The 22,425-nt window shown below is 54.9% G+C and carries 13 protein-coding genes and 1 tRNA gene; 1 reads left to right on the plus strand and 13 read right to left on the minus strand.

Features of this window, described 5'->3' with window-relative positions:
* Positions 1-8: 8 nt before the first annotated feature.
* From ACTJIK_RS20660 to ACTJIK_RS20690, 7 genes are read right to left on the minus strand one after another with little or no spacing between them, the layout of a single operon-like run.
* Positions 9-1,430, minus strand: a complete 1,422-nt coding sequence (locus ACTJIK_RS20660) for an FAD-dependent oxidoreductase (protein ID WP_440649435.1) — start codon at positions 1,428-1,430, stop codon at positions 9-11.
* 1 nt (position 1,431) lies between these two features.
* Positions 1,432-2,613 carry an aromatic ring-hydroxylating oxygenase subunit alpha gene (locus tag ACTJIK_RS20665; protein ID WP_440649436.1) on the minus strand — a complete coding sequence of 394 codons (1,182 nt, stop codon included), beginning with the start codon at positions 2,611-2,613 and terminating at the stop codon, positions 1,432-1,434.
* A 12-nt stretch (positions 2,614-2,625) separates the two neighbouring features.
* Complete coding sequence (locus tag ACTJIK_RS20670) at positions 2,626-3,819, minus strand: MFS transporter (protein ID WP_440649437.1); 1,194 nt, start codon at positions 3,817-3,819, stop codon at positions 2,626-2,628.
* Positions 3,820-3,827: 8 nt separating this feature from the next.
* Positions 3,828-5,015, minus strand: coding sequence for a Gfo/Idh/MocA family protein (locus tag ACTJIK_RS20675; protein ID WP_440649438.1), 1,188 nt, complete (start codon positions 5,013-5,015; stop codon positions 3,828-3,830).
* 44 nt (positions 5,016-5,059) lie between these two features.
* Positions 5,060-6,601, minus strand: a complete 1,542-nt coding sequence (locus ACTJIK_RS20680; RefSeq protein ID WP_440649439.1) for a RagB/SusD family nutrient uptake outer membrane protein — start codon at positions 6,599-6,601, stop codon at positions 5,060-5,062.
* Positions 6,602-6,620: 19 nt separating this feature from the next.
* Positions 6,621-9,854: a TonB-dependent receptor gene (locus ACTJIK_RS20685; protein ID WP_440649440.1), complete on the minus strand. Its 3,234-nt coding sequence runs from the start codon at positions 9,852-9,854 to the stop codon at positions 6,621-6,623.
* 46 nt (positions 9,855-9,900) lie between these two features.
* Entirely contained in the window at positions 9,901-11,049 is a 1,149-nt protein-coding gene (locus ACTJIK_RS20690) for a FecR domain-containing protein (RefSeq protein WP_440649441.1), read from the minus strand.
* Positions 11,050-11,225: 176 nt separating this feature from the next.
* On the opposite strand from ACTJIK_RS20690, the gene ACTJIK_RS20695 reads away from it, so the two are divergent.
* Positions 11,226-11,301 (plus strand) — tRNA-Gly (locus tag ACTJIK_RS20695).
* 130 nt (positions 11,302-11,431) lie between these two features.
* On the opposite strand, the gene ACTJIK_RS20700 is transcribed toward ACTJIK_RS20695, so the two are convergent.
* The 6 genes from ACTJIK_RS20700 to ACTJIK_RS20725 form a co-directional block, all read right to left on the minus strand.
* Entirely contained in the window at positions 11,432-12,394 is a 963-nt protein-coding gene (locus tag ACTJIK_RS20700; protein WP_440649442.1) for a terpene synthase family protein, read from the minus strand.
* Between the two features lie 200 nt (positions 12,395-12,594).
* Positions 12,595-14,250, minus strand: a complete 1,656-nt coding sequence (locus ACTJIK_RS20705) for an ATP-binding response regulator (protein WP_440649443.1) — start codon at positions 14,248-14,250, stop codon at positions 12,595-12,597.
* A 144-nt stretch (positions 14,251-14,394) separates the two neighbouring features.
* Positions 14,395-15,636: an alkaline phosphatase family protein gene (locus tag ACTJIK_RS20710; protein ID WP_440649444.1), complete on the minus strand. Its 1,242-nt coding sequence runs from the start codon at positions 15,634-15,636 to the stop codon at positions 14,395-14,397.
* 39 nt (positions 15,637-15,675) lie between these two features.
* Complete coding sequence (locus ACTJIK_RS20715) at positions 15,676-17,481, minus strand: RagB/SusD family nutrient uptake outer membrane protein (protein ID WP_440649445.1); 1,806 nt, start codon at positions 17,479-17,481, stop codon at positions 15,676-15,678.
* A gap of 27 nt (positions 17,482-17,508) precedes the next feature.
* On the minus strand, positions 17,509-21,030 hold the full coding sequence (locus tag ACTJIK_RS20720) for a SusC/RagA family TonB-linked outer membrane protein (protein ID WP_440649446.1): 3,522 nt from the start codon (positions 21,028-21,030) through the stop codon (positions 17,509-17,511).
* Positions 21,031-21,329: 299 nt separating this feature from the next.
* A complete protein-coding gene (locus tag ACTJIK_RS20725) occupies positions 21,330-22,397 on the minus strand; it encodes a FecR family protein (RefSeq protein WP_440649447.1) in 1,068 nt (355 codons plus the stop codon).
* Positions 22,398-22,425: the final 28 nt, after the last annotated feature.

The following is a 22,425-nucleotide window of genomic DNA, read 5'->3' on the forward strand; positions in this document are numbered from 1 at the left end:
TCATGGGTTTATTGCGGCTGCTTCAGCATTTCGTTCAGGAGGTCTTCCAGCAGCGAAGTGCAGCTTTCGCAACCGGTGCCTGCGCCGGTCGTTTTTTGGACCTCATCCAGCCTGCTGAGGTTATTCTCGCGGATGTCCGCTATTATTGCGTCTTTGCAAAGACCTTCGCATAAGCAGATGACGGTATCGCCTGGCATGCTGGTTATTGTTCCGGCGGCGCCCGCACCTGGTGCGATCAGGGCCGCCGGGTCGCCGGTGATCTTTACGCGGTTGCGCTGCATATGAAAGAGGCGGGCGCTGCCGGTAGTGTCTCCTACAAATATACCACCCAGCACGTATCCGTCGGGCGATATGTTGATCCTTTTATAAGCGCCGGCCCCGCTGCTCACGAACGGCGTGTGCGGTTGAAGGCCCAAGGCATCTCCGAAGGAAGCTACGTTTACATCTATCACCTTCAGTTTTATCAGCGGCAGATGGCCGCCGAAAACTTTGTAGATCTTTGCAAGCCTTGCTGCTACTACTTCCGCCATTTCAAAACAAGGCGCGGCCAGGCCCCATATTTTCCCGTCCGAAAGTGCGCATTCACCGATGGCAAAGATATTTCCGTCTGAAGAAAGGTTGTGGTTGTTCACCACGATGCCGCCACCCGCGCCAACGGCCAGCCCGCAGGCACGGGCCAGTTCATCGCGCGGGCGGATGCCGGCGGAGATCACGACAAGGTCAGCGGGAATGAGCGTGCCATCTGTACATTTGATGCCTTCGCCGGAAATACGCTGTGCCTGTTTACCGCAATGTATATGCAGCCCCAGTGCTTCCAGTTGCCGGCAGAGTGTGGCGGCGCCTTCTGCATCAAGCTGGCGGTGCATGAGGTGCGGCGCTGTTTCAACGATGCTGGTGTGCAGGCCTTCCGTTAATAAAGCCCTGGCTGCTTCCAGCCCAAGTATGCCTCCGCCCAGCACTGCCGCGCGCTGGCCTTCTTTCATATATGCCTGTATGGCTTTGAGATCTTCCAGCGTGCGGTAAACGAATACGCCCGCCCGGCCGGTATCGGCCCACTGCGGCACAAAAGGAACGGAACCCGTGGCCAGTACCAGCGTGTCGTATCGTTCTGTGCCGCCGGTATTGCTGGTCAGCAGTTTTTCGGAACGGTTTATTTCCGTAACCCGCTGCCCGGTCCTTAATGTTATTTTATGTTGCGCATACCAGGCCGGTGCAGCGAAATATAGCTTTTCGGGGGGGCCGCCTGCAAATAGATCCGTGAGATGGATGCGGTCGTAAGCTGGATGTATTTCCTCTCCGTACACTACCAGGTCGTAATGTTTATCCAGCCGGTACTTCACAAATTTTTCGCAGAACTTGAACCCTGCCGGCCCATTGCCTATCAGCACCAGTTTCTTCTTTTTTACCGGGTCGATCGTTGTGCGTTTCATGTTACCTGGGTTTAGTGAGGCCCTGCATCCTGTCCAGGTACCAGGTATGAAAATTAACCACATCTTCTTCCGAAGGCGCCATGGGGCCGGGTTCGTACCGGGACGAACGGATGCCTTTCTGGTTGTTCTCACAAAGATGCCAGTCCTGCTCGCCTGTGATCTTCCAGAACTCGGTAAGCCTGTCCAGCTCGTAATCCACGCCTTCTTCCGCGCTGCCATCCACCAGCCAGGTAAGATCTACCATAGACCGTGTGGCGTCTATCGGGGTGATGCGCATGGCCCAGATATAATCGCTGACGCCGTCCATCCAGAAATTGGGATAATTGATGAGGCCGGCCACACCGCTGTCGTATTGTTTGTGAAGGCCCATCAGCGGGGCGGCAGGCTTGCCGTCCAGCGTATAACTTTCCATGCCCGGGCGGAGGGGGTAACGTGTTGCGTAATGACTGGCACCCGGTACATTTTCGATAGTGGCGGAAGGCAGGCCCTGCTGTGCCCAGGAGAGCATGCTGTCCCGGAGCACGGCATCGCGGTTCTCCACCAGGTTTGCACCCACCACCACGCTGCAATATTCGATATGTACCGGCCCGCAGTGGTAACATTCACGGAAGTTCTCAGCGATCAGTTTCCAGTTGGCTTCGAGTTCGTAACGGTCGCGGTAAGCAACCTTTGCTTTTTCCAGCTGGTAAGGCTGCAGGTATGGGGCCAGGTCTGCAGACTCACGGGAGAAGTCCGGCGGATCGTCTGCCAGGGAAATAAAGATCGCTCCCGCCACGTCGGCGAGGTGTACGGGGTGAAGCCCGAATTGGCTTTTATCAAAATCATCCGGCATCAGCCGGGCATTCCTGAGCCGGCCTGTTTTATCGTACACCCAGTTGTGATAAGGGCATTTCAGTTTGTCTTCATGGCCGCGCTCCTCGACGCAGATGGCGGAGCCCCTGTGGCGGCAGGAGTTGTGGTGGGCGTAAATTTTCCCGTCTTCATTCCTGATGATGATCACAGACTGGTCCAGCACGGCGTAGGTGAAATAGTCGCCAGGCTCCGGTATTTCGCAGGAGAAGCCCGCAAACAGCCAGTTCTGTTTCCAGATGGCCTCCGTTTCCCGGTTCAGCACCTGCCGGCTCATGTAAAAATCGCGTGGCAGGCTCCATCCTTTTTTATATTGTTCGAGCAGTTGTTCCATAAGATGAATTTTTTAAAGTGATGATGTTCCCGGCGCGGGCATGGGCCTTGTGCCGGAGTACCTGACCAATAGCGGGAACGAGGCGATGCCTGTAATAAGCACGAGCAGGCTGAATATGCCGAACACCTGCTGCATCGGCATGGTCTCATACAACCTGCCTGTCAGGATATTTCCCAGCACGGCGCCCGCGCCGAAATACATGGCCCACAGCATGGATTGCCCGGTGGTTCTCCATTGCGCCGGTATCTTCGCATTCACGAATTCCACGCACGCAAGCCACAGCAGCGTCCAGGTGACGCCGTTCAGGCTTTCGATGCCTATCACCGTGTAAGGATTACTGTTGAGATAATACAGCAGCAGGCGGAGGGCCGTGCCGAAGATGGCAATGATGAGCACCTTTCCCGGCGCGGTTTTGCGCAGCAGCCACGCGGCAATGAAATAAAAGGGCAGCTCGCTTAATGCCTGTACGCCAATGGCGGCGCCGGTTACGGAAGAGGACGCGCCTATTTCCCGCATGTACACGGTCAGGAAAAATGAACTGGCGGATTGCGCGATGGATACGATCATCACGACCAGTAAAAAAATGAGCAGCACCTTGTTGCCCAATGTGCGGCCCAGTTCTTTAAAACTGAGGTCCGCGGCTGAAACGGCGGGCGCCGTTTTTTCGAACCGGATGGCAGGCAGCCAGGCCAGTAAAAGAAAAGCGGCGCTGAGATAAAACATCACGTGGCTGCCATATGTTTCCGTGAGCATGCCTGTAAGCCAGGCGCCCAGCCCGAAACCGGGCGCGCCCCAGAAACGCAGGCTGCTGTAGGAAACCTGCGGGTGAAGTGCCGCATGATCAAGCGTGATGCTGTCCAGCAGCGGCAGCACAGGTGTCTGGAAGACCGAGAATAAAAAGATCATTCCGCCGGTGAGCCAGGCGCCTTTTGCGATAAAGGGGAACAGGGCGAATAACAAGGCGGCTGCGACGGCGGCCAAATGGAAACAGCGCATTTTCCCCGCCCTGTCTGCCAATATGCCCCAGAACGGCTGCACCAGCAGCATCACCAGCCAGGGGATGGCGGAAAGATACCCCATCTCCCTGCCGCGCATGCCCTGGTCTTCCAGCCAGAGGTTCAGGCTGGGCATCCAGCTGCCGAGGGAGGCAAAGCTGAACAGGAAAACGATCCGGAAGCGGTTGTTTCCTGCCAGTATATGTTGCATAGCTGCCATTAGCTTACGATGGGCCAGGGGAATGAAGACTTCAGCGGGATCCGTTTGCCGGTGCGCTGCGATTCATTGGCGGCTTCGATGATCTCCAGCACATGCAGGGAATGTTCTACATTGATCAGCGGTTTTTTGCCGGTGGAAAGATATTCGCAGATCACGGAAGCGCCTTCCTGCCATACATACGTGCCTGCGTCTTCTACAAAACGTTTGGTGGAAGGATTGTCGTGGGTGGCCATATCCACTCCGGCAGGCTTCCAGTCGTACCCCACCATGTGCATATTGCCTTTGTTGCCGTATACGGAGATCGTAGGCCGTTCCTGGCCGGTGCCCTGGTGGCCGTACGGATCGAAGTAGTTGAAGCCGCACTGGATATGCGACAATACGCCGCTGCCGTGATCGAACAGTACCTGCGCATTGTCTTCCGCTACCACCGGTATTGTGCCTTTGTCGTCCACTTTGCGGGTGGGGGTGATGACGTTCACCATGGCCACTACCGATTTGGCGGGGCCAAACAGGGCGGTGAGCGTTGCAATGTTGTACACGCCCAGGTCCGGCAGGCTGCCGCCGTTTTTCTCATAGAAAAAAGCGGACCAGCCAGGGCCTTCGTGACCGTAGTGGCCATGCGCCGCCGCGATCCTGCCGAGCTTGCCTTCATTCACCTGTTTGGCCATAAATGCGAACTGCGGGCTGTTCACCACTGCCGGCGCTCCCCAGATCTGCACGCCTTTCTTTTTGGCCATGGCCAGTACTTCCACACCTTCCTGGTAAGTGGTGGCCAGCGGTTTTTCGCACCATACGTTTTTGCCCGCGGCAATGGCGATCTTGTTCAGCCGGCCATGCTCCTGCATGTTGGTGGTGTTCACCAGCAGGTCGAAAGGCACGCCGGCCAGCATTTTATCGATATGAGGGTAGGCAGTGGCGCCATCGATCTTTTTGGCGGCTCTTTCCGCGCGCTCGGGTTTGATGTCGCAGAGACTTACCACTTCCGCGTAGGGGCAGGTGGCGAGGTGCGGAAGGTACACGCCTGACACGCTGCCGCAGCCGATGAGGCCTACTTTTACTTTCCTGTTGAGCGGCCTGAACGGCTGCTGTTGTGTGCCGGCGGATGCGAATGCGGAGGGAGAGAGAATGGCGGCTGCGCCCAATACGCTTACGTTGCTTAGAAAATCTTTCCTGGTCATGTTCTTCATGCGAGAGAGTTTAATAGATGTATGTGTTTTGAAAGGACGGGGGCTCAGTACCCGTCGTTCTGTTTTAATTTGTTATTGGCGTCTATAGCGGCCTGCGGTATGGCATACAGCAGGTATTTTGCGTCGCTGGTGAATGGTTTGAACGGAGGGCGGGGCTGGAGGAATTTGCCGAAGCGGATCATGTCCTGGCGGGTAAAACCTTCCCAGGCCAGTTCGAACCTTCTTTCTTTATAAATGTTTTCCAGCGTCACGGAGCCATACAGTTTAGACGGGTCAGCGAAGGCCCTGGCGCGTATCCTGTTCACCAGCTCAGTGGCTTCGCCGTTGTTGCCGCCATTGCGGACGATAGCTTCGGCTTTCATCAGGTATACATCGGCCAGCCTGAAGATGTGGAAATCATTTTCCATGCTGTTGCTCAGCCCCGGCTCGAATTCCCATTTTTTTATCCTCGCGCCTTCTTCCTGGTTGATCCATCCCCAGCCGTCGGGCCCCGGCTCATTCATGACCATATCCACGGTGTGGATCAGCGGGCGGCCATGCGGCGTCATGATGATGTTCCCTGAAGGATCTTTCATAGGGCCGATCAGGAAAGACGCGGCATATCTTGTATCTGCCGGGTCAAATTCTTTCACATAAGCAGGGTTGGCCGCAATGCCGTTCCAGGGGCTGATGCTCAGTCCCAGCGCGATGGGATCGAAGTAATGGAGCGTGTTGAGCGCAATATTGTTTTGCCTGCCCGTTCCGCCGGATTTAAAGGCGGCTGAAAATATCGCTTCGCGGGAGATGTGGTTGTTCGGAACAAAATTGATATCCCACTTTTCAAGCTGGTAGGCCATGGACAGCACGGTGTCGCAAGCCTGCGCGCATTCCTGCCACTTTGCGCCGCCCGCCGGGTTCCATACCTGTGCGTTGAGATACATTTTTGCAAGCAGCGTGTAAGCGGCGCCACGGGTCATTTTGCCGTAGCTGGCGGGCGTGGCCACGTCTCTCCTGAGCTTATCCTTGATCTCGTTCAGTTCAGCAACGATGAAGCTGTATACTTCCGCGCGCGTTTTGGTGGCTGGCTGGCTTTTGTCCAGGAAGTCCGTTACGATAGGCACATTGCCGTAGTGGTCGCAGAGGATATAGTACCAGAAAGCGCGCACGCCCCTGATCTCCGCCAGTATCTGCTCTTTGAGGTCGGATGCAATGGCTTTGTTGATATCTATCTGGTAATAGATCTGGTTGCAGAGGGCAATGTTTGCGGAAGGGCCGAAATAGGACTCGTTGAACCCGCTGCTGCTGGCGTTCCACTTGTGCTGCATGCTTTCCTTGTACATGGGCTCGCTCCAGTCCCCGCCTTTGTAGCCGGGTATGGCTATCATGTCCGAAGAAAGGCCGTCCATGGTAAGATAGGTATCCCAGTCTATGCCGTGCAGCTTCAGGCCGCTGTATATGGAGCCTACCAGCGCATTGATCTGCTCCTGGTTCTTCCCGAAATCGTCTACGGATACCTGGGTGTATAGTTTTTCATCCAGGTTGGTACAGGCCTGGGTAAGCACTGTAAAGATCAGGATGGTAAATGCCGGTAATCTGAAATTTTTCATGACGTTTGTTGTTGGCTGTTTAGAAATTAAGATCAACACCAAATGAGTAGGTCCGGGCTTTTGGGACAAAAACCGTTTCCAGCACGCCGGGCGCCAGCCCGCTCATGTTCACCTCGGGGTCCAGCCCCTTGAACTTCGTGATCACAAACAGGTTTTGCGCGGTGACATAAAGGCGCATCCCCTTGATGCCTTTCCAGGGCTTTTCAAGCACATCGTAGGAAAAGCTGGCGTTGTCCAGCCGGAGGAATGAACCTTTTTCGATATAATAGCTGGAGTATTTCGGATCGTCGTTGATGCCGTTCGTGAGCGCGTCTTTCATGACGTTGGAGCCGGGCAGCCACTTTTTGTTGGCGTATTGCAGCCGCGGGTTGTTCAGCACGTCGTTGCCATACACGCCTCTCAGGAAAAAAGAAAGATTAAGACGGTTGTAGGTAAAGGAGTTAAAAATGCCGTAGGTAAACCGGGGCAAAGCCTGGCCGATATAGGTGTAGTCGAGACTGTTGATCTCGCCGTCCTTGTTCAGGTCTTCGAAGATAAACTTGCCGTTTTCGTCCAGGCCTTTTGATTTCCAGCCGTAAAACGTGCCTACTTCCCTGCCTTCTTCAATGATATGGCTGGTAAGATTGCCGGAGCCGCGCAGGGCTATGCCGCCGGTTTTGATGCTTTCCGTCTGGTACAGCTCGTTCGAAAGCCTGTTCACGACGTTTTTGTTGGTGGCAAAGTTCACTGAACTGTTCCAGCGGAAGTTTTTTGTGCGGATGTTTTCCGTATTAATGGCCAGTTCAAAACCGGTATTGGTCATATCGCCAACGTTGGCAAGGGTGGTAGGGAAGAGGTTGGGGGGCACGGGTACATTGTATACGTAGAGCAGGTCGCTGGTCTTTTTCACATAATAGTCCAGCGCGCCGGAAATGCGGCTGTTGAGTATCGCAAAGTCGATGCCGGCATTCAGGGTGGAGGTTTCTTCCCATTTCAGGTTGGGATTGTCGTTCTGCACATACCGGTAGGTATTTCTCCACCGCCCGTTGTCGTAATATTCATCGCCCCTGCCGTACAACGCGATGGAACTGTACGGGCCGATACCTTCCTGGTTGCCTACCACGCCGTACCCTACTCTCAGTTTCAGGTCATTCACCACCGGGTTGCCTTTCAGGAATGTTTCTTCGGTGAGGGTCCATGCGGCGGAAGCGGAAGGGAAGATCCCCCATTTGTTGTTGTTGCCGAATTTCGAAGAGCCGTCGCGGCGGAGTGTGGCGGTTACGGTGTATTTGCTGTCGTAGCTGTAGTTCAGCCTCCCGAAGAACGAGATCAGCTTGCTTTCTTCTTTGGCGGAACCTACGTCGCTGGGGAACAGGCTTTCGCCGGCGGCGAGGTTGTTATATTCGAACTGGTCGGTGATAAAACCGCGGTTCGATGCTTTCATGTATTGCATGAGGTTCACTTCGTAAGAATATCCGCCCAGCACTTTCAGGTGATGCCGCCCGAAGGTTTTGTCATATTCTGCGGTAAGCTCCATCAGGTTTTTGTCCCATACGCTGTTTTCGCGCAGGGCGTAACCATGGTCCGTTCTGCCGGACTGTGTGGTGATGGCGTTATACCGGCTGCCATCCTGCGTGCTGCGCTGTTTGAAAAGGTTTACGCTGGTGGTGAACCCATCGAAAAGGGTAGCCCTGATATTACCATTGCCGTACAGCTGGCTGGTTTTGGTAAGGTTGCGGTTTTCGGTGATGTTGTGCACGGGGTTTCCCTGTTCCCAGTCGAATTTTTCAAACCAGCTGCCATCGGGATTTTTGATGGTGTATACCGGCAGCATGGTGTAGGCCAGCACGGAGTTGAAGCTGTTGGTGGGGGAGAAGTCGCTTTGTATGGCGCCGGCTACCAGCGAAAGGTTCACTCTTCCGTCCATTATTTTCTGGTTCACGGAAAACAATGCGTTGAATCTTTTCAGGTCATTGTCGCGCATGATGCCTTCGCGGTTGAGATAGTTCAGCGAAGCGCGGTAATTGCCTTTGTCGTTGCCGCCCGATACGGACAGGTTGTTGTTGTACGAAACGCCGGTGCGCATGATCTCTTTGAACCAATCCGTGTTCCCGCCTACATCCAGCCCGGTTACGTCCATGCCGTTGTCTTTGGTGTATGCGCGCCATTCGGAGGCAGAGAGCAGCTCCGGTTTGTTGGACACCTGGTCTACGGCGATATAGTTGTTGAATTGTACTTTGGCCTGCCCGCTTTTACCTTTTTTGGTGGTGATGAGTATCACGCCGCTGGCGGAGCGGGAGCCGTAAATGGCGGTGGCGGCTGCGTCTTTCAGTACACTGATGGATTCAATGTCCTGCGGCGATACGGAATTCATATCCATGCCGGGCACCCCGTCTATCACTACGAAAGGCGCGCTGGATGCGGTGAGGGATGAAGAACCTCTCAGGCGGATGGTCTGTTTGGCGGTCACATCGCCGGTTTCCGTGGTCACGGTGAGGCCGGCCACTTTGCCCTGCAACAGGTCCGCGGCAGTCTGCGTAACGCCTTTGTTAAAATCTTTTTCAGACACTACGGAAACGGAGCCCGAGATATCTTTTTTTAGCTGTGTGCCGTAACCCACTACCACTACTTCGTTCAGGCTCGTTTCCGACCGGGCCATTTTTACGTTGATGGCGGTTTTCCCGGCGGTGGCGATCTCCTGGGAGGAAAACCCGGTATAGCTAAAAACCAGTGTGCCATGCTGCGGGATGCTGATGGAGTACTTCCCGTTCACATCCGTGCTGGTGCCGGTGGACGTGCCTTTCAGCTGGATGGTGACGCCTGGCAGGGGCACGCCGGCTTCGTCTGTTACAGTGCCGCTGATCTCTATTGCGGCGGCTGCCGCCAGGGAAGCGGCCGGGGCGGCGGATTCTTTGGGCATCACAACGATCGTGTTCTTTACGATCCTGTACGTGAGCGGTTGCTCCTTAAAAACAAGATCAAGCACCTGCTGCAGCGAGGCGTTCTTTACGGAGATGCTGACGTTGCGGGTGTTTTCCAGTTGTTTGCTGCTGCAGATGAACAGGTACCCGCTTTGTTTTTTGATCTCGGTAAAGATATGCTCCAGCGATACATTCTTATAGGAGAACGTAAGCGACTGGCTGTAGGTTTTGGCTTGTACCTGCAGGCTTAGCAGGACCAGGAGCATGAAAACAGGCTTCCGGAAAGGAAAGGAAGGGATAGGCACAATCAGCCGGCCCCATGGGCCGCCATAGCGCGGAATTTCTCTTTTCATAAAAATGGAATTACGTGTTAGCTCGTTAAATGTGGCTGCAAAAAAACTACCGGTACGGAGATACGATGATGGTCCTGTCTTCGCGTCTGAAACTTATTTCCCTTGTCATTGATAACATTTCCAGCACGGTGTCCAGGTCGTTGTTCCGGGATATGGACCCGGAGAAGCGCCTGCCTTCCGCGCCGTTCTCTATTTGTATATCTACGTCATACCACCGCTCCAGTTGTTGCATTACCGTATGTATGTCTGAATTATTAAGTTTGATCATACCGCTTTTCCAGGCCATAACGCCTTCTATATCCGGCGTTTCGTTCAGGCGGATGTTGCCTGTGGCGGTTGCGCCTGCCTGCTGGCCGGGTTTCAGCAAGTGGGAAGCGGAGGCGTTGCTGACCTTTACCGAGCCTTCCAGGAGGGTCACAAAAATGCCGCGCTGTTTTTCGAAGGTGTTTACATTGAAGTGGGTGCCCAGCACCTGTGTGATCACGCCGTCCGCGTTCACACGGAATGGTTTGGCAGCGGAAGGGCTCACCTCGAAGTATGCCTCGCCGGACACGCTTACCTGCCTGCTGTCTGCAAACGCCGCCGGGTAACGGACCGAGCTTTCAGCATTCAGCCATATTTTGCTGCCGTCCGCCAGCGTTACGGTGAGGATGGTGCCACCCCTGGGGACGGTGAGCGTGTTCAGCATCGCGGCTTCATCGCGCCCGCCGTTTTCATACACGATCCCGCCGTCGGGAAGTTTGCGGATGGCGGCGTTGCCCTGTCGTGCCAGGATGCCGTCTTTTATACTGTCCAGGCGGATGATGGCGCCGCTTGCAAGGGTAAGCGTGGCGGCGGATGCCGGGGAAGTGATGGCCTGGCTGGCGGTGGTGGAAATGCCTTGGTCCTGGCGGCCGTTTTGGCGGTTGAAAAGATAAAATGCGGTGCCGCCTAATATGAGCAATACTGCTGCGGCGGCGGAGAGCCTGCGTTTCCAGGGCATGCGGCGGACGAGGGGCTGATCTGCTTCAACCTGGTGAATAATGGACTGGAAGATCCTTTTTTTCAGGTCTTCTTCTGTCTCATCTTTCAGCCACTGAAGATCAAACCCCGGCTGGCTGTTGTACCAGGCTTCAAATTGCTCTTTCTCTTCTTCCGTAATGGTACCGTTCAGCCATTTTTCCGCGAGGGAATTGATGTCGTTTTCTTTTTTCATACCGGTGGATGGTTACGCTCTACGGATATAGAGATGGAATGAGGGCGGTACCCTTAGTGAGGGGAAAATATTTTTTTTTGGCAAGGGGTATTATCTCTCCAAATTCAAAACATTCGTATATTTGTCTCCCTTCCAGCGGAAAAAGTCAATACCGCCAGGAAGGAATTTAAACACCAGCGGAAATAGCTCATTTGGTAGAGCATCAGCTTCCCAAGCTGAGGGTGGCCGGTTCGAGCCCGGTTTTCCGCTCCAAAAAAGGTCAGCAAAAGCTGGCCTTTTTTATTTCCAATGACCCTCGGCTTGGGAAGCTGATGCTCCAAAAAAGCGGAAGGGCGGCCAGGAAATCCCAACCACCCTTTATATCCTTCACCCCTCGAACCCCTCACATCAGATTCAACCGGCTACTATACCGCTCCGAATCAATAAACGACCAGTCCAGGTTGCCCCTTACGATCATCGCCAGGTCGGTAATGTAGGTGCCGATGTCCTTTTGTTTGCCTACGTAATAATCGAGGCGCTTGTACAGCATATGGAAATCACGCATTTCCTGGTTGTGGATCTGCAGGGCCCGGTCGGAGGCTATATCTTCGGTGAGACCGTATTCGTTTTGCAGGATGGGCACCAGGTTGTGGAAGTCGCCATGGCCTTGTTCCTTGTGCAGGGAGATCAGGTCGTTAGCCCAGCAGCCGAGGTGGCCGCATAATGTCGTTAACAGGTCAAGGGGTTTTTTGCGGAAGGTCTTCAAAGGAGTTTGTGTGTTTTCGGCAAAAAAAATCAGGGTGGCCGCCAGGTGGGCCCCGCCGAAGAGCGGCCGCCAGTGGCTGTAGTCGTCCAGCGAAGGGACGATGCCGGCTTTCGTGTTCTGGTGCTGCCATTTGATGGCTTTCAGCAGCAGCACAACGTCCTGCACCAGCTGCCCTTTCAGCTCCGCGTCGCACAGCTCGCGCATGCGGCGCCATACGTCGCTGAGGGCCGTCAGCACGGGGCCGCTTTTATAGGTATGCGTTTCGTCGTTCACCAGCACGCTGCAGAACTGCCGGGCGAACTGTTCGAAGTTGACAGGCGGCGTGTCCGCTCCGGATTCGTGGTCGAGCATATCGTCCAGCAGGAAAAGCAGCACCAGCAGGTCGTTGGTGATGCACAGGCGTTTGAAGCCGGCGGTGGGATAGAAGCGGCAGGTCATATGCCCGAAAGCGCTCCGTTTATATTCCTGGAAAGAATCCCCGCGATGCAGGCCGAAAGCAAGCGTCCATTGATCGGTATGTTCTTCTACCGCGTCAACCATGGCGCTAATACGCGCCGGGAAAGGGCAGTACAATGCCCGATCCAAAGTGAGTGTTTGCATAAACAAATGGTTTTAGGTGATTGGAATAAAAAGAAAGGGTAAGGCCGGCGCACATTCTCGAAATAACAGCGCGGGGCCGCAAACGCAGGATTACTGGCACATAGGAGTATCGCAGTAAACTTCAGAACTTCATACGGTTCCCTGTCCTCAGGAACGCATGCAGCTAATACTAGCGGGCACTGTGTCTTTTTTGTGCCGTTTCAGCCGGTTGTTAAAGCGCTTTCTGACATTTGTAAATAATGGTACAGGCGGTGCAGCTCTACAGGTTTGTTAAGAAAACCGGTGACCCCGGCGGCCAGCAACCCTTTATCCGTATCAATGCCGGTAATACCGGAAGTTATAATTACCGGCACGTCTTTTAAATGTTCGTGTTGCCTGATCAGCTGAATGGCTTCCAATCCGTTCATGCCGTTCAATTGGTAATCGAGCAGTATCACCTGCGGGCATTTCAGGAAAGTAGCCTGGATGGCTGTATGAACGTCCATGTGTTTAATGGCGGTGCAGCCGGTTTTTTGCAGCTGCAGTTCTGTTGCACGGAGGTTCATAGGGTTATCGTCCACCACCAGCACTGTTTTGCCGAGCGGCGCCAGCTGCTCTGCGGATTCCTGCGCCGGACCTGTTACCGGGATCGTTACGATAAATACGCTGCCTACGCCGTCGTTGCTCTTCACGGCAATGCTGCCCCTGAGCAGCTTCAGGGTTTCCAGCACAATGGGCATGCCCAGCCCTGTGCCTTTGTAGCGGTTGCTGCGGTCTGAGATATAGGCCTGGAAAAGCTGCGCGCTCTGGCTCTCGGTGAGCCCCGGTCCCTGGTCTATCACCCGCATGATAATATTGTCGCGCCCCGCATCCAGCTGCACGGTAATGGCCGTGTTGCTGAAAGTGAATTTAATGGCGTTGGACAGCAGGTTGGAAAGGATGGTCGTCATGGCCTTTTCGTCGGCCATGACTGTATACGGAAGGTTAGGAGACAGTTCCAGCCGGATGTTCACGTTCTTTTCGCCGGCAAATATCTGGTACGAGGCCACCAGCTCTTCCACCCACTGCCGGATGTTCACTTTCCCGTAGGCAGGGGCGGGCCGGCTGTGCTCCAGCTGCGAATAATCCAGCACGTTGTTCACCACTTCCTTGATGCGGTTGATGGAGAAGCTCAGCGCCTTGGCGTCTTTGACGGGTATGGTCACATTCTCGGTATCGGTGGGGAAGTGGCGGAGATATTCCTCGCATACGGTGTTCGCCACGTTCAGGTGGTTGCGCGTTTCATGGTTGGTGCGCGCAAATTCGCGGCTCTTGGCCTTGTTCTGCATCACCAGCGCATCGATGCTCTCGGAAAAATGGGCGGAATAAAAATAGAACACCATCACGTTGAGCAGGATGGTAGCCGCCAGCACCAGCCACTTCACGAAGTGATAACCGAAACTGATGCCGAGTATGGTGAGCACGACCACTACTGCTGCCACGCTGATGAGCCTGGAAGCGGTATTCGGGTAAATGAGGAAAGACAGTCCTATCAGGAATACAACGATCAGCTCGATGTTCGCGTCCGGCCCCATGAGCAGGCCGAAATACAGCAGGCCGAGGCTGTGCGTGGAATACATGACGAGCTTGGCAATGTTGTGCCGGCGCATCACGTTCCAGAAGGGGATGGTAAAGAGTATGCAGCCTTCGATCAAAGGACTGATGAGTATCGCCAGGTCGCCGGTTACCGCGTACAGCACAGGCGCCATGATAACCGTGAAAATGGCAGGGATAATGCCCATGATATTGACGATCACGATCGACCGGGCCTCGTTGGCGTCCGCATCCCGGGCGCCCAGGTTGATAATGTTTTTGAGTTGATGTAAGACCGCGTTCATGTTTGGGTATTACCGATTAACGGAGATACGATTTCCGGGACGTTTGCCTGTTAATGAAAAGTTAAACCAACTTGGGCTAAAACCCAAATAAAAAAGGCAACTGGTTGATTACCAATTGCCTTTTTGAAGGAATTTAGATATTTTTTACTTCTTCTGGTCTTTCTTCAACCACCGGTTGGTCGTATTATACCGGCCTTCCAGCACTACTTTATAGAAATCCGAAGGAATGTCTTTAATGTCCGCCTGGTAATGTTCCTGGCCTACAGGAACTTCAGCCACCAGTTTATACGTGTCTTCGCCGCCTTCTTTATAATTGTTGGTGGCGGCCAGCCATATTTTGACGGTGCCTTCCGGGTCCATCGCTTTCCAGCTCACGTCGAGCACGCCTTCGCCGGCTTTGATGAGCATGGGCTGGGCAACGGATACTTTGCCGGTAAGCGCAATGCCGTCTGACTCGCGGCTAACGTGAAGGGGCAAACGAAGATCCATAAAACGTGCGATGGTGGGCATGATATCCACTACGCCGGGATAATAATACCGTGCATAATTGTTCAGCGTTTTCTGGTTGGTCACGATCCAGCCGGAACGCTGGCGGGGGCTCTGGCCGCCATGGCCCTTGCCGGACACTTCGTCGCGGCCATGGTCTGTGGTGATGATGATCAGCCAGTCTTCCTTATGCTCTTTCTGCCGGTACTGGATGGCTTTCCAGATGCGGCCGATCTTATCGTCCAGCTTGCGGATGGCGGTGTGGAACTGCGGGCTGTCGCCGTACATATGGCCCATGTCGTCGGTATATTCAAGATACACCCAGCTCAGGTCCGGCGCATCTTTGCGGATGCTGTTGGCGGCTTCGGTGGCCACAAGGTCGTCTATCTTTTCCATGAAGTCGCGGCCCTTGTCCTGCGGGAATTTCACGGTATCCAGCTCGTAACCGTCATATTTGAGATCGAATTTGATATTGCCGGTAGCGGGCATGCCGTCGCCTACGAGCTTGGTGCGGTTGTCTGTCCAGCTGCTGTAGATGGCGGTTTTCTTCTGCGGGAACTGTTCTTTGAGTATGCGGAAGATAGTCCAGTAGTGGTAGTTCGGCGCGGCGATATCGTTGTCCCATACATTGTGTTTGTTCACCCAGGTGCCGGTAAGCACGCTGTTGTAGCCTACGGCCGAAATGGTAGGCGTTTGCGAATACCCGCCCTTTTCGCCGCCAACGTAAGCGCGGAGGTATGAGCCTGTTTTGGAGATCTCCGCCATGTTGGGCGTGTTCAGCATTTCCAGCACATCGGCGGAAATGCCGTCGGCAATGATAAATACCGCTTTCTTCTTATTCTGTGCAAAGCTGGCGCCGGCGATGAATAGTGCCAGGAACAATAAGCCTTTTCGTTTCATCCGTGTTGTTATTTCTGTTACAATTTAAAGGTCATTTCCTTACCAACCGAATATTTGTTTCAGGTTGGGATTGAGCAATACCTGGCTATGCGGCACAGGGCGGTAATAATATTGAGGATCCTTGAAAGTGCGTGTGCCCGTTTCCGTTACCATGTAGCCGCTGGTGCCGTTGCTGAGGTAAAGGGTGGCATCGTCGTTGATGGTGCCGGCCCTGTAATAAATGAGGCGCACGCCCAGGGCGTTCTTTTCCTTGGTGCCGTCCGGCGGCACGGTGGCTGCTTTGTCGATGAGGATGATGTCTTCGTGCCCGTCGCCGGTCATGTCGTATTTGCCCAGCCCGGGGAAATACATGCCCTGCGGGATCTTCGTGAGCAAATTACCCGCGCCCCAGCGCATGAGGTCGTCGAAGCGGAAACCTTCCATGGCAAACTCCACGCGGCGCTCACGGCGTATTTCAAGGATGGCGCCTTTCATGGCACCGCTTACGAGCGGATACGCGGCAGCCAGTACGGGGTCGGGACCGGCGTTGGCAGCGGCAAGGCTCATCGGCGCCACGCCGGCCCTTGCGCGCAGCAGGTTCACCGATTTGTCGAGGTCCGCCTGTGTGAGCGTGCCCAGCTCGGCCAGCGCCTCAGCATAGGTCAGCAGCGCCTCGGCATAGCGGAGCACGGGGAAGTCCACGCTGTTTGCCAGGATGTTGTCCGTTGAGTTGACATATCCTTTCAGCTGGTGGTAGCCGCTGAATTTTTTATTGAGCTTCTGGATGTAAGGCGCGGCATCGGCTACGAACTTCCAGCCGGGATAGGCCACGGTATGCATCAGCCGGGCGTCCCTGTTCTGGAACTCCTGCACGAATGTCTGCTGCATGCTGCCGGGAATGTCGGTAAAACGGGTGCCGTCCTTCATCAGGTACTCGCTTACGAGGCTGCGGGAAGGGGAGCATTCGTAGTCGCCGAACACGGTGCCGTTGATATTGTTGCCCATTTGTTTGTTCTGGTCGTAGGCGGTGGAGAGGATCACCTCTTTGTTGCCGTTGAGGTCCTGGCTGTTGAACAGCACGCCGTAATCTGTTGCGGGAACGCCGGTGTTATATACCTGGAACGTCCCGCTGTTCATGATCTGCAGCGCTGCGTCCCTTGCTTTTTCGAGGAAGCCGGCGGCGGTGCTTTGCAGGCTCAGCTCAGGATGGTATTTGCGGAAGGTGCCTTCGTGCAGCGCGATACGGGCCTGTATGATCGTGGCAGACCATTTGTCCGGCGTATTGGATGGAACTTCGGCCGCGCCGCGTTCTTTCACGTGAGCGGTGGCGAAAGCAAGGTCGTTCATTACACTGTCTACGATGAGCCTGCGCGGGTCGCGGGGTTTGTTGAGCTGTTCCGCGTCCGAGGGATCCAGTGGTTTGGAATACCAGGGCACGTCAGAGAAACGTTTCACTTTTTCATAGTAAAAAATGGCGCGGTAATATTTTGCCAGCCCCGCGTAGTGATCTTTGATCTCCTGCGTGGTGGCGGCGCGCTCATAGTTCTCCAGGAAGTAGTTCAGGTTGCGCAGGCGCCCCCAGTCCCAGCCGCCGGTGATATTTACAGCGGTGGGCGTGCCGGTCATAATGTTCTTCATTTCAACGGCGGCGGTGGTGGCCATGTTGTCTGTACCCTGGTCCGCATCGCGGTAGATGTTCATGCCCCGCTGGTCCATCATACCATTCATATAAAGGGCCAGGTCTTCCTGTGTTTTAAAGAACACTTCGGGTGTGATGGCGGTTTCCGGGTAGCGGTTCAGGAAGTCCTTGTTGCAGGACGTGCTCACTGCCAGGGCCGCAACCAGGTATATTGATAATTTTTTCATGTTGTTTTCATTTACGGTTTAAATCCATTACAGGTCAAGGTTCAGGCCGGCCGCGTATTTACGCTGGTAGGGATATTCCCAGCCATAGCCGTCGGTGATGGATTCAGGGTCCAGGTATTTTTTGATGGATGAAAACTCGAAGATGTTCTCGCCGCTTACAAACAGGCGCAGGCGGCTCACCTTGTAGCGTTTGGTGAGGGAATTGGGCAGGGTGTAACCGATGGTCACGTTCTTCACGCGGAGATACGCCGCGTTCAGCAGGTATTTGGTCTGCGGAAGGTCCAGCCCGGTTCTGCCGCCGGCGTTGGTGTAATTGTTGTCTGCCAGCCATGACTGCATGACGGGGAAGAATGCGTTGGGATTGGCGTCCGCCAGCCCCGCTGCGATATAGGAAGCGGAATGTTTGGCGCGCTCTGCGTCGCTGTCGGCTTCACCGCGGTAGAAATCGAGGTTCCAGGGATATACGTTGGCATAGGGCTGCTGGTAAGGGCCCCAGTACAGGTAATGGTGCGGATAATAATCCATTTTGCCTACACCTTGCAGGAATATGGAAAGGTCTATGCCGTTCCAGTCCAGGTCCAGGTTGATGCCGTAACGATAGCGGGGTGCGCTGTTGCCGATCACGCGGAGGTCTTTGGGATCGTTCGCACTGAAGCCTCTTTCGATCTTGCCGTTGCCGTCAAAGTCTTTGTACCTGGGCCAGCCCGGCACCACGTCTATCGCGCCCCAGGGCACGAGGTCCGACTGGTCCAGCTTGTTGATCTCCGCCTGGTCCCGGAACACGCCGTCGTTGGTGAGGCCCCATATTTCGCCTATTTCCTGGCCTTCGTAATAGGAGTTTGCCCCGGTTGGCGCTTTCTGCGCTTCGTAATAGGTTGTGTTGTTCAGCAGTTTCTGGTCGTTCTTGAATTTGGTGATCCTGGAACGGGAGTCCGACAGGATGCCGCGGATGGAGAAGCTCAGCGATTTTCCGCCTACGATCACATTGTCGCGGTAGTTGATGGAAAGCTCCCAGCCTTTGGTGGCAAGGTCTGCCGCGTTCTGTTTGGGAACTGACGTGCCCAGTACGGCGGGCAGCGCCTGGCCGGGGGTGAGCATGCCGCTGGTGTTGCGCACATAATAGTCGAAGCCTACGAGTATTTTATCCTGCAATACGCCCACATCGGCGCCCACATTGGTAGTGGTCACTTTTTCCCAGGTGTAGCTGCGCGGGTCCACCTGCAGGGTGGGAGAGCCGGTGACAACCGGGATGGTGTTGCCCCCGATCAGGTAAGGCGACCGGTCGCTTTTCGGGAACAGCTGCATATACCCGAAATAATCCACGCTCTGGTTGCCGAGGTCCCCGTAGGAAGCGCGCAGCTTAAGCGTGCTCAGCGCGCGGATATTGTTTTTGATGAACAATTCCTCGCTGGCGATCCAGGCTGCGGAAATAGAAGGGAAAAAGCCCCAGCGGTTGCTTTCGGGGAAGCGGGACGAACCATCGTAGCGGCCGTTCAGCTCAAGGATATATTTTTCGCTGAAGGTGTAGTTCACGCGGCCGAAGTAGCTGCGGATGGCATAGTTCCAGTCGTTGTTGAAAGGCACAGTAACGGTGCTTTCGCCGCTGGTAAGCCCGATATACGGCAGGCTGGAGGAGATGAGCCCGGTACGGGAAACGTTCATCAGCAGCCATTTGTAGCTTTCCTGGTTATAGCCGGCCAGCAGCCTGAAGGCGTGCTTGCCGAAGGTTTTGTTGTAGTTGGCGAACAGGTCGAACACATCGTGCTTGATGGTGCCGGTGTTTTCGCTCACGGAGCCCGCGCCGCCCACCTGGCGGATGTCGTTGGGGCCGTAGCCGATGCTGTACTTTTTGCTGTCGGTATGATATTTCCACAGCTCGCGTTTGAAGCTGGCATCGCCGGTGATCTGCAGGTCGCCGTCCAGGAAGGTGGCGGTGGCTTTGGCGATATTCTGGAAGCCGAAGCGCGTATCCTGCCTGCCGCCGCCGTCTGTAAGCCTTGCTGCGAGGTCGCCCGCGCCGGTATTGGCCCAGGTGCCGTCAGGGTTTTTGGCCACGTCGGTGGGGCGCAGGTAGTAGATGTCCGTTATATTTACCGTGGGCTGCGTTCTGCGCGTCTGGTAAAGGTTGATATTGTTATCCACGCTCAGCCATTTGAGCGGCTTCAGGTTCAGCTTATTGCGCAGGCCGAAGCGGTCCCAGTCGTCTTTGGTCAGCCTGTTGAGGCCGTTCTCTTTTGTATAGTCGGCGCTCAAAAGGTACGACACCGGCAGCTTGCGGCCGTTTTCGGCGGAGCCGTTGAGGGAAATGGAATGGTATTGTGAAGGGCTGCTTTTGCTGAAGAAATAATCGTTCCAGTTGTTGCTGCCCATGTAAGCCCATTTGTTGGGATCGTTGGGGTCTACTCGCACTTCGGGAACGGAAGGGTCTTCGGAGCGCTGTTTGGCCCAGGCGTAATGTTCGTCGCTGTAATTCACGTAATCCCAGGGTGTGTTGTCTGTAGAGGTTTCCAGCACGCGGGAATAGATGTAGGGGTCTGTAACGGGCACTGGCAGCACGGTGAGGCGCGACATGGCGAAGTAGTTGCTGTACGATAACACCTGCCTGCCGCCGGAAGCGCCGTCTTTGGTGGTCACCAGCAATACGCCATAAGCCGCGCGGGCGCCGTAAATGGCGGCGGATGCGGCGTCGCGGAGCACGGAGATGGACGCAATGTCTGCGGGATTGAGGCGCAGCAGGTCGTCTGTAGCGGAAGCGATCCCGTCTATGACCACGAGGGGGGAGCCGCCGTTGATGGAAGTGAAGCCGCGCACGTTGATGTTCGGCGTTTGCCCGGGCTGGCCGCCGAGGTAAGTGATGTTGAGGCCGGGGCTGAGGCCCTGCAGGCCCTGGAACACGTTGGCAATGGGCCTTTCAGCCAGCTGCTTGCCGCCGATCTGGTCTATGGCGCCGGTCACATTGATCTTGCGCTGGGTGCCGTAACCCACTACGATCACCTCTTCCATGGAATTGGAAGTGGGTTCGAGCTTCACCTGCATGGAAGAGCCCGCGTTCACAGGCAGTTCCTGCGCTTCGTAGCCCACGTAGCTGAACACGAGGATGCCTTCTTCGGGCACTTTCAGCTCGAACTCGCCTTTTTCGTTGGTAAAAGTGCCGATGGTGGTGTTCTTGAGGCGCACGCTCACCATTTGCAGCGGTTCTCCGGCAGGGCTGGTTACCTTGCCGCGGGCGGTTACGTCTTTCTTTTCGTTGCCCGCAGGGGCTATCACAATGAGGTTGTTAGGCATCAGGCGGTAGCTGAGGGTGGTGTTGCTCAGCATCTGGTCCAGCACTTTGCTGATGGGCCAGTTCTTCGCATCCAGCGTTACCCTGCTGTTCAGCGGCAGGTGGTCATCGTTGTACACAAAACGGTATTCCGATGTAAGCTCGATGAGCGAAAAAGCTTTTTCAAGGTTTGTGCGGGATAATTTGACGGAAATCGTATTCTGCCCGCGTACGGAGGCGCTAGCCTGCATGCATACAGCAAAAATGAGGATCGCGGAGAGCTTCATAATAAGGAGTAGTTTTTTGAGGCTTCGCCGGGGTGGAAGCCAACTCACCACTAGACATTTTTTCATACCTTTGAATTGTCGGTTAATTGATGATTAGTTCATGTACAAGCATAGCAATGTCATTAGCCGGTATTACACGGGGAATGGTGCGAACATTTCCCGTTTTTTTATGGCTTTATTGCCTGGAAATTGAAAATTAGTTTTGATGATCCTGCCTGGTGCAGGTCTATGCCATTGGTAGTCTGTTTAAAAGTTCAGTTCCTGTTTACCGAGATTGCTACTATATTGAGAATTGATTGTTACTCTATCCAGATAACGCCTTCCGCGTCTTTTTTGAAATGGAACGATCCCGTCAGCTCCAGCGCCTTTAATACTTCGGTGAGATCTTCTTCCTCGAACACGCCCGTGAAATATAATTGTTTCTTCTTCTCGTCCTTGAAGCGGATATCCGCGCCATACCACTGTTCCAGCATGCCGGCCACCTTTTCGAGCGGCAGCTTCTTGAAGGCCAGCTTGTTTTCCACCCATGCCGTTTCGGCCATCACGCTGTCGCTCACTTCGGTGAGGGTGGATTTTACGGCAGGGGCGCCGGATGATATGCTGCTGGTTTCATCGTCCGCTGTTCCGCTGCCCACAGTCTGCAGCGTGGATATGCTGAGCTTTTCGTTGGGCATCAGGCGGATGGTATTTTTATCCATCACCACTTCCACCACGCCGCTCACGAGCGAGGTGACCGCGTTCTCTTCCTGCGGGTAGGCGCGTACATTGAAGGTGGTGCCCAATACCCTGATGGAAAAGGTTTTTGTTTTGACGATGAAAGGATGCTCCGCATCCTGCGCCACATCAAAGAAAGCTTCTCCCAGTAAGGTCACTTCACGGTTCTGCCCGGTGAACTGCTTCGGGTAATCGAGCTGGCTGCCCGCATTGAGCCATACGCTGGTGCCGTCGGGCAGCTTGATCTGCGAGCGGGAACCCTGGCGGGTGACCATCTGCTGCAATTCTGCGTCAGCCGCGCCGCGCTGCTGCGGCCAAACGGCGTAACCGATATAAAGAGCCAGCGCCAGCACCGCTGCCACGCTGCTGATGCGTAATATCATCCGCCTCACGCGGCCGGTCCGGGGCTCAGGCTCTGCTTCCCCGCTTTCCAGCGCGGCCTGCAGCCTTTTCTGGTGGCGTTGCAGGGCCAGGTCCGTTTCTTCGGGCGTAAAGTGCTTGTGTTTGTCTTTCCAGGGCTGCATCATTACTTCCTTGATATAGGAAGTGTCAGGATGCTGCTGCAACAGGCGTTCCAGCTCCGTTTCCTCTTCGGGAGACAACTGGTTTGCCATCTTTTTGGCCAGCAGGTTCCAGATCTTATCATGCATCATAATAACAGGACAATTAAAGGGAGGAGAA

This window comes from Chitinophaga sp. 22620, from assembly GCF_052044405.1.
Taxonomy (GTDB): domain Bacteria; phylum Bacteroidota; class Bacteroidia; order Chitinophagales; family Chitinophagaceae; genus Chitinophaga.